The organism is Acuticoccus sediminis (assembly GCF_003258595.1).
Classification (GTDB): Bacteria; Pseudomonadota; Alphaproteobacteria; order Rhizobiales; family Amorphaceae; genus Acuticoccus; species Acuticoccus sediminis.
The window spans coordinates 366,918-380,017 of record NZ_QHHQ01000003.1 but is presented as its reverse complement, the minus strand read 5'-3'; the positions used below and the strand labels follow the sequence as shown (position 1 = coordinate 380,017).

Below are 13,100 nucleotides of genomic sequence, written 5' to 3'. Positions count from 1 at the left end.
GATCACGCAACGGCCAGCCACACGGTTCTCAGGTCGCCGAGCGCGACAATTCGAACGGATGTCAGAAAGCCGGCCCGGGTCCGTGTTCGTAGAACTGGAAAACTTCGAGACGAACCTTGCCGGATGGGCACCGCAAAGGGTGTGCCAGCGTCAAAGACCGGGAAAAGTGCGCCGAATGGGACGCGACCTCGGACGCGGGTGGTGTGCGGGAACCGCCATTGTCAGGGTTCCCACACGGGTCAGTGTCGGATCAAGGACATGCCGGCAGCGGACGGGGCGGTCGCTCAGCCTGCGGCGGCGTGGCGCGGGGCGGCACCGCGTTGTCCGCGGGCGAGCCAGCCGGCGTCGCCGCGCACCGGGGGCTGGTCGACCGCCTGCGCCCACGCCTCGAACCCGCCGTCGAGGCTGTAGACGGTCTGGAAGCCGAAGTCGCAGAACGCGGCCGCGTACTCCTGGCTGGCGAAGCCGTGGTAGCAGTACACGAGGACGACCGTGTCCCGCGCCGTCGTCTTGATGACGGTTTCGAAGTCGAGGATCGTCAGGTGGCGGGCGCCGTCGACGTGTCGCTTGTCGTACGAACCCTTGTCGCGAATGTCGAAGACCCGAATGCCCGGGCTGTCGAGAAGCGTCAGCGCATCGGCGACGTCGATGTGTCGGAACACCTGTCGTGTCATGTCGGAAATCCTTCGTCGTGTCGTTAGAGGCCGGGGAGGGTGACGAGCGGTGCGGCGCCGGTACGGCCGAGGACCGTGTCCACCTTCCTGCGCACCGCCTCGAGGGTGAGGGGGCTTGAGGATGGTGCCGTGCGCGCCTGCACGCAGCGCCGCGGTGACGGCCGGATCGTCGCTGGCGTCCGCGACGATGACGAGGCGAACCCCGCCGAAGCGCTGAAAGATCTCGGCAACGACGCCTTGGGCGTTCCCGCTCAGCAGGGACGCGCCGAGGAGGATGAGGTGCGGCTTCAGCCAGTCGACCCCCTTCACGAAGGCCTCGTCGAGGGAGGCGACTTCGTGGGTCTCGATCTCGTCCTGCAGCATGAACTGGAGGACGGTGCGGGTGACGTCGTCCGCGTCGATGACGAACACGCGTCGCTGGTCGACGGCCTTGGAGGTCTCGACACCGATCTGCATGGGCATTCTCCGGATCGCTCGAGGCCGGCGCCGGATGGGCCGGATCACGTTCGGTTGCGCAAGGAGTGTTCCAGTCCGCGTCCGTCCCGCGCGCGGGCCCAATATTCGCTGGTGCCCGGCGGGTCGTTGACAGTCGATCCGGTCTGGATGCCCAACGAAGACCCCGGCCTTGCCCGACAATGACTGTATTGTTTTGTCGGTCCCACAACATGGTTGTCGGGGGCGGCGCGCGGCGGCCTTCGCCCGCCAGAGACAATTTCAGCCGATAATTCAGTGCATTGGAAGGCCCGACCGGGGCTGGCACATCCGTTGAAGATGGGGTGTGCGGAACGGCCAGTGAGGGCTGAGCACACGCCTACGTCGCCGGACGGGATCGACCCCGGCCAAAATCGCCCGCGACGAGCGATGTGCTCCTTCCCGGTGAACGCGGCGCCCGTTCCTTCTTGAGGAACACGCTCGCGCGACTTGCGCGGAAGCAAACACGGATTGGTCCGAAGGAGACCGTTATGTCGTCATTGAGACAGATTGCGTTCTACGGCAAAGGTGGCATCGGCAAGTCGACCACCTCTCAGAACACCCTCGCCGCGCTCGCCGAGCTGGGCCAGCGCATCATGATCGTCGGCTGCGATCCGAAGGCCGATTCCACCCGCCTGATGCTGCACGCCAAGGCGCAGGATACCATCCTGTCGCTCGCTGCCGAGGCCGGCTCGGTGGAGGACCTCGAACTCGAGGACGTCCTGAAGATCGGCTACAAGGACATCAAGTGCGTCGAGTCCGGCGGCCCCGAGCCGGGCGTCGGTTGCGCCGGCCGCGGCGTCATCACCTCGATCAACTTCCTCGAGGAGAACGGCGCCTACGACGATCTCGACTATGTCTCCTACGACGTGCTCGGGGACGTCGTGTGCGGCGGCTTCGCGATGCCCATCCGCGAGAACAAGGCGCAAGAGATCTACATCGTCATGTCCGGCGAGATGATGGCGATGTATGCCGCCAACAACATCTCCAAGGGCATTCTGAAGTACGCCAATTCCGGCGGCGTGCGCCTCGGCGGCCTCATCTGCAACGAGCGTCAGACCGACAAGGAGCTGGAACTCGCCGAGAGCCTCGCCAAGAAGCTCGGCACCGAGCTCATCTACTTCGTGCCGCGCGACAACATCGTCCAGCACGCCGAGCTGCGCCGCATGACCGTGGTCGAGTACGCCCCGGAATCCAGGCAGGCCGACCATTACCGCGCCCTCGCCCGCAAGATCCACGAGAACGCCGGCAACGGCGTGATCCCGACGCCGATCACCATGGACGAGCTGGAAGACCTCCTCATGGAGCACGGCATCATGAAGCAGGTCGACGAGACCCAGGTCGGCAAGACCGCGGCCGAACTCTCCGTCGCGTAACGCCCGCCCGACGGCCCCGGCCCTCCATGCGGGGGCCGGGATCCCGGTGGCCCGGACCATCTGCAAACACGAGGGAATTCCAATGAGCTTGCCCAAAGACGCAAGTGTCGACGAGGTCAAGGCCCGCAACCGGGAATTGATCGACGACGTCCTGAAAGCCTACCCGGCGAAATCCGCCAAGCGGCGCGCCAAGCACCTCAACGTGCACAACGACGGCAAGTCCGACTGCGGCGTGAAGTCGAACCTGAAGTCCATCCCGGGCGTGATGACCATCCGCGGCTGCGCCTACGCCGGCTCGAAGGGCGTGGTGTGGGGTCCGATCAAGGACATGATCCACATCTCCCACGGTCCGGTCGGCTGCGGCCAGTATTCCTGGGCCGCGCGGCGCAACTACTACATCGGCACCACTGGCGTGGACACCTTCGTGACGATGCAGTTCACCTCCGACTTCCAGGAGAAGGACATCGTCTTCGGCGGTGACAAGAAGCTCGCCAAGATCATGGACGAGATCGAGGAGCTGTTCCCGCTCAACAACGGCATCACCGTCCAGTCCGAGTGCCCGATCGGCCTCATCGGCGACGACATCGAGGCCGTCTCGAAGCAGAAGTCCAAGGAATACAGCAAGACGATCGTCCCGGTCCGCTGCGAAGGCTTCCGCGGCGTGTCCCAGTCGCTCGGCCACCACATCGCCAACGACGCGGTGCGCGACTTCGTCTTCGACAAGCTGGACATGAGCGCCGAGCCGAAGATCGAGCCCGGACCGTACGACATCGCCATCATCGGCGACTACAACATCGGCGGCGACGCGTGGTCCTCGCGCATCCTGCTGGAGGAGATGGGCCTGCGGGTCGTCGCGCAGTGGTCCGGCGACGGCACGCTCGCCGAGCTGGAGGCGACGCCGCGCGTCAAGCTCAACGTCCTGCACTGCTACCGCTCGATGAACTACATCTCGCGGCACATGGAAGAGAAGTACGGCATCCCCTGGTGCGAGTACAACTTCTTCGGTCCGTCCAAGATCGCCGAGTCGCTGCGCAAGATCGCCGGCTTCTTCGACGACAAGGTCAAGGAGGGCGCCGAGCGCGTCATCGCGAAGTACCAGCCGCTGATGGACCAGGTCATCGCCCGGTACCGGCCGCGGCTGGAAGGCAAGACCGTGATGCTCTTCGTCGGCGGCCTGCGCCCGCGCCACGTCATCGGCGCCTACGAGGACCTCGGCATGGAGGTCGTCGGCACCGGGTACGAGTTCGGCCACAACGACGACTATCAACGCACCGCCCAGCACTACGTGAAGGACGGAACGCTGATCTACGACGACGTGACCGGCTACGAGTTCGAGAAGTTCGTCGAGACGATCCAGCCGGATCTGGTCGGCTCAGGCATCAAGGAGAAGTACGTCTTCCAGAAGATGGGCGTGCCGTTCCGCCAGATGCACTCGTGGGACTACTCGGGCCCCTACCACGGCTACGACGGGTTCGCGATCTTCGCCCGCGACATGGACATGGCGATCAACGCCCCCGTCTGGAACCTGCCCCAGGCTCCCTGGAAGCAAACCCCCAAGCCGATGCTGATGGCCGCCGAGTAATCGCGCCTGTCCGGCCCCGCGACAAGGGCGGGGCCGGTCCCCCGGCATCTCATGGAATGAGGATCTGACATGACGCAGAACGCTGACAACGTGCTCGACCACTTCGAGCTCTTCCGCGGTCCGGAATACCAGCAGATGCTGGAGAACAAGCGCCGCATGTTCGAGAACCCGAAGCCCGCGGAGGATATCGAGCGGGTCAGGGAGTGGACCAAGACGGAAGAGTACAAGGACAAGAACTTCGCCCGCGAGGCATTGACGGTGAACCCGGCCAAGGCCTGCCAGCCGCTCGGCGCGGTGTTCGTGGCGACCGGGTTCGAGGGCACGATCCCCTTCGTCCACGGCTCGCAGGGCTGCGTGGCCTACTACCGCTCCCACCTGTCGCGCCACTTCAAGGAGCCGACCTCGTGCGTCTCCTCCTCGATGACCGAGGATGCGGCGGTCTTCGGCGGCCTCAACAACATGGTGGACGGCCTCGCCAACACCTACAGCCTCTACAAGCCGAAGATGATCGCGGTCTCCACGACCTGCATGGCGGAGGTCATCGGTGACGACCTCAACGCCTTCATCAAGACGGCGAAGGAAAAGGAATCGCTGCCCGCCGACTTCGACGTTCCCTTCGCCCACACGCCGGCCTTCGTCGGCAGCCACGTCACCGGCTACGACAATGCGCTGAAGGGCATCGTCGAACACTTCTGGGACGGCAAGGCCGGCACAGCGCCGAAGCTGGAGCGCCAGGTGAACGGCTCGATCAACTTCATCGGCGGCTTCGACGGCTACTGCGTCGGCAACATGCGCGAGGTGAAGCGCATCTTCGACCTGATGGGCGTCGAGTACACGCTGCTGGGCGACAACTCCGACGTCTTCGACACGCCGACCGACGGCGAGTTCCGCATGTACGACGGCGGGACCACTCTGGAGGAGGCGGCGAACGCGATCCACGCCAGGGCCACCGTCTCCATGCAGCACTTCTGCACCGAGAAGACGCTGCCGATGATCGAGGGTCACGGCCACGAGGTCGCCTCCTTCCACCATCCGGTCGGCGTCGCCGGGACGGACCAGTTCCTCATGGAGGTCGCCCGCCTCGCCGGCGTGAAGATCCCCGAGGCTCTGGACAAGGAGCGTGGCCGGCTGGTCGACGCGATCGCCGACAGCCAGGCCCACATCCACGGCAAGCGCTTCGCCATCTACGGCGACCCGGACCTCACGATCGGCCTCTCCAAGTTCCTCCTTGAACTGGGCGCCGAGCCGGTCCACGTGTTGTCCACCAATGGCGGCAAGGCGTGGGCGGCCAGGATGGAGGAGGTCTTCGCGTCCTCGCCGTTCGGGGCGGACTGCAAGGCCTACGCGGGCAAGGACCTGTGGCACATGCGCTCGCTGCTCTTCACCGAGCCGGTCGACTTCCTCATCGGCAATACCTACGGCAAGTACCTGGAGCGCGATACGGGCACCCCGCTCATCCGCCTCGGCTTCCCGATCTTCGACCGGCACCACAAGCACCGCTACCCGGTGTGGGGCTATCAGGGCGGCCTGAACGTTCTCGTGACGATCCTCGACAAGATCTTCGACGAGATGGACAAGAACACCAACGTCCCGTCCAAGACCGACTACTCCTACGACATCATCCGCTGATGCCTCCCGCGCATTCGGAACACGTGGACCCGGTCTACCGCCCGGAATGCGCGTCCAGAGCGAGCGTGGAGCGGGGACTCATCGCCCGCTCCACGCCCGGTGGCTCCGCGCCACCGGGCGTCTCCACCTGATCAACACCGGAGAGGCGAGATGGCTTCATTGTCGGCCACCATCCAGGACGTCTTCAACGAGCCGGGATGCGGAAAGAACCAGGCGAAATCTGCCAAGGACCGCAAGAAGGGCTGCACCAAGGCGCTGCAGCCCGGCGGCGCCGCCGGCGGATGCGCCTTCGACGGCGCCAAGATCGCGTTGCAGCCGTTCACGGACGTCGCCCATCTCGTCCACGGTCCGATCGCCTGCGAGGGCAACTCGTGGGACAACCGGGGCGCAAAATCCTCCGGCAGCCAGCTCTGGCGCACCGGCTTCACCACCGACATCACCGAGCACGACGTCGTCTTCGGGGGTGAGAAGCGGCTCTTCAAGGCCATCCGCCAGATCCTCGACAGCCACGACCCCGAGGCGATCTTCGTCTATCAGACGTGCGTGCCGGCGATGATCGGCGACGACATCAACGCCGTCTGCAGGGCGGCAGCCGAGAAGTTTGGCAAGCCCGTGATCCCGGTGAACTCGCCGGGCTTCGTCGGCGCGAAGAACCTCGGCAACAAGCTCGCGGGTGAAGCCCTGCTGGAACATGTCATCGGCACCATCGAGCCGGACGACGTCTCACCCTACGACATCAACATCATCGGCGAGTACAACCTGTCGGGCGAGCTTTGGCAGGTGAAGCCGCTGCTCGACGAACTCGGCATCCGCATCCGCGCCTGCATCTCGGGCGACGCGAAGTACCGCGACGTCGCCATGTCCCACCGTGCCAGGGCGGCGATGATGGTGTGCTCCAAGGCGATGATCAACGTCGCCCGCAAGATGGAGGAGCGCTACGGCATCCCGTACTTCGAGGGCTCGTTCTACGGCATCGAGGACTCGTCAGATGCGCTGCGCCAGATCGCCGGCCTTCTCGTCCAGCAGGGCGCCGATCCGGAGCTGATGGACCGCACCGAGGCGCTCATCGCCCGTGAGGAGGCGAAGGCCTGGGCCGCGATCCGGCCGTTCCGCCCGCGCTTTGCCGGCAAGAAGGTGCTGCTCATCACCGGCGGCGTGAAGTCCTGGTCCGTCGTCGCGGCGCTGCAGGAGGCTGGGTTGGAGCTGGTCGGCACCTCGGTGAAGAAGTCGACCAGGGAGGACAAGGAGAAGATCAAGAAGCTGATGGGCGAGGACGCCCACATGATCGAGAACATGACGCCGCGCGAGATGTACAAGATGCTCCGCGACGCGAGAGCCGACATCATGCTGTCCGGCGCGCGGTCCCAATTCGTGGCGCTCAAGGCGTTCATGCCCTGGCTCGACATCAACCAGGAGCGCCACCACGCCTACATGGGCTATGTCGGGATGGTGACGCTCCTGACGGAGATCGAGAAGGCGCTCCTCAACCCGGTGTGGGCCGAGGTGCGCCGCCGTCCGCCATGGGAGGTCGAGGCGACCTGGCAGGAGCGCGCCATCGCCCAGCCGGACGCGGCGACCGTCGCGGCGAGCGCGCCGACCGCGGTTCCGGTCACGCCGATGGCGAGCCCCACTCCCGCGCTCCAGGCAGTGGAGTAGGACGATGGCGACGGTCCGCGCGTCGAAAAAATCCTGCACCGTCAATCCGCTCAAGATGAGCCAGCCCATCGGCGGCGCGCTCGCCGTCATGGGCCTGAGGGGCGCGATGCCGCTGCTGCACGGCAGTCAGGGTTGCACCTCCTTCGGCCTCGTCCTCTTCACCCGTCACTTCAAGGAGTCGATCCCGCTCCAGACGACGGCGATGAGCGAGGTCGCGACGGTGCTGGGTGGCTATGAAAACGTGGAGGAGGCGATCCTCAACATCGCCAGGCGCACGAACCCCGAGGTGATCGGGATCTGTTCGACGGGCGTCACCGAGACCAAGGGCGACGACCTTGACGGCTTCATCAAGCTCTTCCGTGAGCGCCACCCCGAGTACGCGAGGCTCGCCCTCGTCACCGTCTCGACGCCCGACTTCAAGGGGGCCTTCGAAGACGGCTGGGCGAAGACCGTGACGCGCGCCGTCGAGGCGCTGGTGGAGCCCTGGCGCGGGGAGCGGCACCCCCGCTGCGTGAACGTCCTGCCCGGCGCGCACCTGTCGCCCGGCGACCTCGACGAGCTCAGGACGATCTTCGAGGACTTCGGCCTCATGCCGACGATCCTGCCGGACATCTCCGGCTCCCTCGACGGCCACATCCCCGACGATTTCACCCCCACCACCATCGGCGGCACGTCCGTCGGCGATGTGGCACGGATGGGGGAGGCGGCTATCACCATCGCCATCGGCAACCAGATGCGCGCCGCCGCCGAAGCGCTTCAGGCGAAGACGGGCGTCCCGTACCGGCTCTTCGAACGGGTCTGCGGCCTCGGCGCGGTGGACGAGCTGATCGGCTTCCTCGCCGAGCATACCGGGCGCGAGGTGCCGGCGAAGTACCGCCGCCAGCGCGGCCAGCTCGTCGACGCGATGCTCGACGCGCACTTCCATACCGGCGGCGTGCGTCTTGCCATCGGCGCCGAGCCGGACCTGCTGCTGGACCTCTCGTCGATGCTCTCGGAAATCGGCGCGGAGGTCACCGCCGCAGTCACGACCACGCCCTCGCCCTCGCTCGCGAAGGTGCCGACCGAGGAGGTGGTCATCGGCGACCTCGAGGACCTCGAGACGATGGCGGCGGAACGCGCGTGCGACCTCCTCGTGACCCATAGCCACGGCCGGCAGATGGCGGCGCGCCTCGACATTCCGTTCTACCGCGCCGGAATCCCGATGTTCGACCGCATCGGCGCCGGCCACGTCACGCACCTCGGCTACCGCGGCACCCGCGACACGATCTTTCGGATCGCCAACCTGATGATCGCCGAGCACGAGCGGCACGAGCCCACTCCCGACACCTGGCGTAGTGCCGGCGAGAACGCCGGTCGCGCCCACCACTGAAGGAGGACACCATGAAGGTCGCATTCGCGACGCAGGATGGTCGCCGCGTCGACGCCCACTTCGGGTGGGCCAAGACCATCGCCATCTACGATCTCACCGCCGAGGGCTGGACCCACGCCGAGACCGTTGCCTTCGAGGGCGACCTCAAGGAGGACGGCGACGAGGACAAGCTCGCCCCCAAGCTCGAGGCCATCAGGGACTGCGCGATCCTCTACGTCGCGGCGATCGGCGGCTCGGGCGCGGCGCGCGTCGTCGCCCAGAACATCCACCCGATGAAGGTCAGCGAGCCGGAAGAGATCGAGGCGCTGCTGGAGAAGCTGCGCGCGGTTCTGGCCGGCAACCCGCCGCCGTGGCTCCGCAAGGTCATGGCCAAGGGCCGGGAGAAGACCTTCGAGTTCGACGACGAGGAGGACGCGGCATGAGCGACGCCGCCGCCGTACGGGAGACGAACCCCGCAGACCTCCCGTTCATCAGGGAGCTGGTGAAGGTCTGGCGCGCCCAGGACACCCACGGTACGTGGGAGGGGAAGGCCGACCTCGATCTCATCGAGCCCTATATCGTCGACAAGGCCGCCCGCCGCGCGCTTCCCATCGTCGGCGACCCGGACCCCGATACGGTCTGGCGTCTGGAGCTCTTCTTCAACGCCGTCTGCCTGATGATCGAGAAGCAGACGCGCGTGATGATCACGCCGATGATGCACATGCACCACGAGGGCTTCGGCCGCATGGTGCTGATCGGCGGCCGGCTCATCGTGGTGAACAAGCAACTCCGCGACGTCCACCGCTTCGGCTTCGACACCCTCGAAAAGCTCGCCGCCGAGGGCGACAAGTACGTCCGCCAGGGCGTCGGGATGATCGAAGAATTCCCTGAAGTCGCAAAATACTGAAGGTGCCGACATGTCCGACATCGAGACCCTCAAGGCCGAAGTGAAGAAGCTCTCCTCCCGGGCCACGACGATGAAGATGAACCTCCACGACCTCGCCGAGGACCTTCCGGTCAACTGGCAGACCATCATGGACGTGGCCTCCGAGACGCACGCCACCTACGAGACGCTGGAGGCCAAACGCGCCGAGCTGAAGGCGCTGGAGGCGAAGGCGGCATGAGCGCGTACGCCACCCGCGACGGGCGGGAGTATGTCCCCGACTACCTCGTCTCCATCGACCCCGAGCGCTGCATCGGCTGCGGCCGCTGCTACAAGGTCTGCGGGCGCGAGGTGATGACGCTGAAGGGCGTCAACGAGGACGGCGAGATCGTCGACGTCGACGAGGATGACGAGGACGAAGTCGAGAAGCAGGTCATGGTGATGAACGACGCCGGCGCCTGCATCGGCTGCGGCGCCTGCGCCAGGGTCTGCCCCACCGGCTGTCAGAGCCATGCAACGGAGGCGATGGCGCTTGTCTGAGGCGAGCGCCATCGCCTTCTACGACCGCCTCGTCGCGGCCGCCGATCCCGCGCGCGACCCCTTCGACGTCCACATCCTGGCTGCGATCCTCGCGGTGGCGCTGGTGGACGGGGAGGGGCTCGCGGCGGGGGCGGGCCTCGACCACGCGGACCTCGCCCGTCTCGCCGAGGCGGTGTTTCCCGCCGCCGCGGACGAGATCGCCGCCCGCGGCGGTCCCGCGCACCAACGCGATGCCGAGGAGGCGTCCGTCCGCGACGTCCTGCTGGTCTTCATGAGCGGCGACCCGGTGATCTCGCGGCCGTTGGCGGCGATGGTCGCACGGCGCTGCAAGGCCCCGCGCCACCTCTGGCAGGACCTCGGACTCAACGCCCGCTCCGAGCTGAAGTCGTTGATGACGCGGCACTTCGCCGGGTTCGCCGCCAGGAACCGTGGCGACATGAAATGGAAGAAGTTCATCTATCGCACGGTATGCGGGGCAGAGGGGATCCCGCTGTGCCCCGCACCGACCTGTGCCGAATGCGACGAAGTCGAGGTGTGTTTCGGCGACGAGGACGGCGCCTCGCGGCTGGCCCGCCTCGCGGCCGGCGCCGGGACCGCGCAGTCCCGCGCGATCTGACGCGCGCGCCCAGCCCACCCACGGTGTTTCAGGTGGTTCGGCCGGCTTCGAAAGCCGGCCGGGCGCCGCCGCCTGTGCCCGGCCTTCGGTGTCACTCGATGCCGTCGATCATCGCGCGCCGGTTGACCGCCAGGCGGAAGCGCTCCGCGATCGCCGTCGGGTGCGCCAGGATCTCGGCCTCGGCCCTGGCGAAGGCCGCGAACACCGTGGCCGCCTGCGCTTCGTCGAGCGGGACGCGGCCGGCCATGTGCGTCGCCTCGGGGACGGCCGCGAGAATCGCACGGCGGTTCGGATGGTCCGCCACCTTTATGAGCTCGAACGCCTCGACCTGGCCGGCCAGCGTCACGGCGAGGCCCTTCACCTCCACGGCGCGGCCGTCGGCGGTGGTCTTCACGTGGATCGGCGCGGCCATATCAGGACCTCGCCGCGCGGCTGGTGTGGTAGAACGCCGGCTTCTCCGGCCAACTCTCCTCCGGGAGCAGGTGGAAGGCCGCGATTTCCGCCGGCGCGTCCCTGGAGAACGACACCTCGGTGAACTTCACTTCCCGCTGGCCCGGGCCGGCGGAGAGGTCGGCGACGATCGTACCGTCGGCCGTCGCGAGGCGGGCGAAGCCCGGCGTGCCGCCGCCGCTGGCGGGGACGGCGAGCGCCACGAACACCGGCTCGTCGAGTCCCTCCTCGGGCCCGAACGCGGGGGAGGCGAGCGTGAAGGTGGCGAGTGCCGCGCTCCGCTCCACAGGCAGGTCCGCAGACCGGGGACGGGCGACCGAGTAGATGGTCAGCGAGCCACCGTTAAGCAGCGGCTTGATGTCATCGAACGACAAGTCCTGGAATTGAGACGCGAGTTTCATGGGTTCGGTTCCTCGTGCTCCTGTGTCGCCAACGGTACGGTCAACATTCGTGCCACCGTGTCCAACATGAGAATGGCTCCGGCGTCGTCCGTTTCTTGCAATGTCGGGAAGGTGACAGGGCTCCATTTCGGCGAGGTCCGACAATGACGTGCGACAATTCCTACATCGTGTGCAGCATCGACGACATTCCGAACCGGCGGGCCGTCGGCCTCGTGCTGGCGCGGATCGACGAGGCGACGGGCGGGGAGGTGCCCTATCCGGTGGTGCTGGTGCGGTGGGGCAGGCGCGTCGTCGGCTACGTCAACCGCTGTCCCCACGCCGGCACACGGCTCGACTGGGAGGAGGGGCAGTTCCTCGACACGACCGGCGAGCGGCTGATCTGCGGCAAGCACGGCTCGACGTTCGCGCTCGCCGACGGCGCCTGCGCCAGCGGGCCGGCGACGGGATCCGCACTGGAGCGGGTCAAGGTCGAGGTGATCGACGGGGACGTCGTCGTCGGTGGGGTCCGCCTCGCGGTGGCGGAGTAGGGCGACCCGCGGGAGGACGCCGAGGGAGCGCCGGGCGCGCCCACCTCGGCCGCGGGGTGAGCCTCAGACGGGCCGGTTTTCGTTGCGGTTGCGGACCGGCTCCATCACCTCCACGCCGCGCTGGAAGGTGATCTCGTCGAAGGCGTCGCCGAAGTCGAGCAGGGCGTCGAGGACGACGTCGGTCTTGCCGGCGGTGTCGAGCTTCTTCAGCTCGCTTTTCTCGATGCCGAGGAGCTCGGTCAGCTCCTTCCACACCGTCGACTCGTCGCAGGGCAGGACCGAGAACGGGATCCCGTTCATCACGACCCGGTACTGCGCGCGCAGGTCGATGTTGTTGCAGAACATCAGGTAGACGCCCGTCGGGCTGAGGAGGTCGCCCATCACCTTCACCACGTCTTCCAGATAGGCGAAGGAGTGGAGGTAGCCCGCGAGCGCGGGGATGATCGCCTCGCCCGCGCGGGCGAAGGTCACGACCTGCTCGATGGAGTAGTCCGGCGGGCGCTTCTCGTCCGCCATCTGCTGCTGGAACCGGAGCGCGATGTCGCCGCGGAAGCCGAAACGGCCGGGCTGCGGCATCTCCGCCTTCAGAACGGCGTTGAAGAGGCGGCCCTCGGCCTCCAGACGGGCGAGGGCGGTGTCGTCGATGGTCGTCATGGCAAGCCTTTCGTGGGTGGACGCGCCGGTCGGGGCGCTGCCGGCCCCGCTGCAAAGGGGTTGCCGCCCGGCCGGGTGGCGTGGCTTGTCGGAAAGCCGACACCGTTGTCGCAAAGTCGAACCGGCTGGCGGCGCGGTCCGGTCCCGTCATGAACCTGACGAAACGCGACATGTTGTCGAACATCACACACCGACGTCGTCGACGTTGCTCGACAAATACTCGCCCTTTCTGCGGCTTCGGCCATGGCACACCCTTTGCGCAAGCCTCTCCGCGGGTCGACGACACCGCCGAT

15 protein-coding genes are annotated in these 13,100 nt (G+C 66.9%); 11 read left to right on the top strand and 4 right to left on the bottom strand.

Going from position 1 to position 13,100, the window contains the following annotated elements:
* Window positions 1-284: 284 nt before the first annotated feature.
* A complete protein-coding gene (locus DLJ53_RS36560) occupies window positions 285-1,130 on the bottom strand; it encodes a rhodanese-like domain-containing protein (protein WP_202913190.1) in 846 nt (281 codons plus the stop codon).
* 506 nt (window positions 1,131-1,636) lie between these two features.
* Between DLJ53_RS36560 and nifH the strand changes: the two genes are divergently transcribed.
* From nifH to DLJ53_RS15985, 10 genes are all read left to right on the top strand, one after another.
* Window positions 1,637-2,521 carry a nitrogenase iron protein gene (gene nifH / locus DLJ53_RS16030; protein ID WP_111346975.1) on the top strand — a complete coding sequence of 295 codons (885 nt, stop codon included), beginning with the start codon at window positions 1,637-1,639 and terminating at the stop codon, window positions 2,519-2,521.
* 82 nt (window positions 2,522-2,603) lie between these two features.
* Window positions 2,604-4,103: a nitrogenase molybdenum-iron protein alpha chain gene (gene nifD / locus DLJ53_RS16025; RefSeq protein WP_111346973.1), complete on the top strand. Its 1,500-nt coding sequence runs from the start codon at window positions 2,604-2,606 to the stop codon at window positions 4,101-4,103.
* A gap of 69 nt (window positions 4,104-4,172) precedes the next feature.
* Complete coding sequence (gene nifK, locus DLJ53_RS16020; protein WP_111346971.1) at window positions 4,173-5,732, top strand: nitrogenase molybdenum-iron protein subunit beta; 1,560 nt, start codon at window positions 4,173-4,175, stop codon at window positions 5,730-5,732.
* 150 nt (window positions 5,733-5,882) lie between these two features.
* Complete coding sequence (nifE, locus tag DLJ53_RS16015; protein WP_111346969.1) at window positions 5,883-7,388, top strand: nitrogenase iron-molybdenum cofactor biosynthesis protein NifE; 1,506 nt, start codon at window positions 5,883-5,885, stop codon at window positions 7,386-7,388.
* 4 nt (window positions 7,389-7,392) lie between these two features.
* Window positions 7,393-8,757, top strand: a complete 1,365-nt coding sequence (gene nifN / locus DLJ53_RS16010) for a nitrogenase iron-molybdenum cofactor biosynthesis protein NifN (protein WP_111346967.1) — start codon at window positions 7,393-7,395, stop codon at window positions 8,755-8,757.
* Between the two features lie 11 nt (window positions 8,758-8,768).
* Window positions 8,769-9,179, top strand: a complete 411-nt coding sequence (gene nifX / locus DLJ53_RS16005) for a nitrogen fixation protein NifX (RefSeq protein WP_111346965.1) — start codon at window positions 8,769-8,771, stop codon at window positions 9,177-9,179.
* On the top strand, window positions 9,176-9,643 hold the full coding sequence (locus DLJ53_RS16000) for a NifX-associated nitrogen fixation protein (protein ID WP_111346963.1): 468 nt from the start codon (window positions 9,176-9,178) through the stop codon (window positions 9,641-9,643). Before nifX ends, DLJ53_RS16000 begins: the two co-directional genes overlap by 4 nt.
* Window positions 9,644-9,653: 10 nt before the next feature.
* Window positions 9,654-9,860 carry a CCE_0567 family metalloprotein gene (locus tag DLJ53_RS15995; protein ID WP_111346961.1) on the top strand — a complete coding sequence of 69 codons (207 nt, stop codon included), beginning with the start codon at window positions 9,654-9,656 and terminating at the stop codon, window positions 9,858-9,860.
* Window positions 9,857-10,159: a ferredoxin III, nif-specific gene (gene fdxB, locus DLJ53_RS15990; protein ID WP_111346959.1), complete on the top strand. Its 303-nt coding sequence runs from the start codon at window positions 9,857-9,859 to the stop codon at window positions 10,157-10,159. The genes DLJ53_RS15995 and fdxB overlap by 4 nt, the downstream gene beginning before the upstream one ends.
* Complete coding sequence (locus tag DLJ53_RS15985; protein WP_202913189.1) at window positions 10,152-10,775, top strand: nitrogen fixation protein NifQ; 624 nt, start codon at window positions 10,152-10,154, stop codon at window positions 10,773-10,775. Before fdxB ends, DLJ53_RS15985 begins: the two co-directional genes overlap by 8 nt.
* 91 nt (window positions 10,776-10,866) lie before the next feature.
* Here DLJ53_RS15985 and DLJ53_RS15980 read toward each other — a convergent pair whose 3' ends face one another.
* Complete coding sequence (locus DLJ53_RS15980) at window positions 10,867-11,187, bottom strand: hypothetical protein (protein WP_111346955.1); 321 nt, start codon at window positions 11,185-11,187, stop codon at window positions 10,867-10,869.
* Between the two features lies 1 nt (window position 11,188).
* Window positions 11,189-11,626, bottom strand: coding sequence for a hypothetical protein (locus tag DLJ53_RS15975; RefSeq protein WP_111346953.1), 438 nt, complete (start codon window positions 11,624-11,626; stop codon window positions 11,189-11,191).
* 143 nt (window positions 11,627-11,769) lie between these two features.
* On the opposite strand from DLJ53_RS15975, the gene DLJ53_RS15970 reads away from it, so the two are divergent.
* Complete coding sequence (locus tag DLJ53_RS15970; protein WP_111346951.1) at window positions 11,770-12,153, top strand: Rieske (2Fe-2S) protein; 384 nt, start codon at window positions 11,770-11,772, stop codon at window positions 12,151-12,153.
* 63 nt (window positions 12,154-12,216) lie between these two features.
* Here the strand turns inward: DLJ53_RS15970 and DLJ53_RS15965 are convergent, their stop codons facing one another.
* The gene (locus tag DLJ53_RS15965; RefSeq protein ID WP_111346949.1) at window positions 12,217-12,807 is read right to left on the bottom strand and encodes a hypothetical protein; all 591 of its coding nucleotides are present in this window, start codon (window positions 12,805-12,807) and stop codon (window positions 12,217-12,219) included.
* Window positions 12,808-13,100 lie beyond the last annotated feature (293 nt).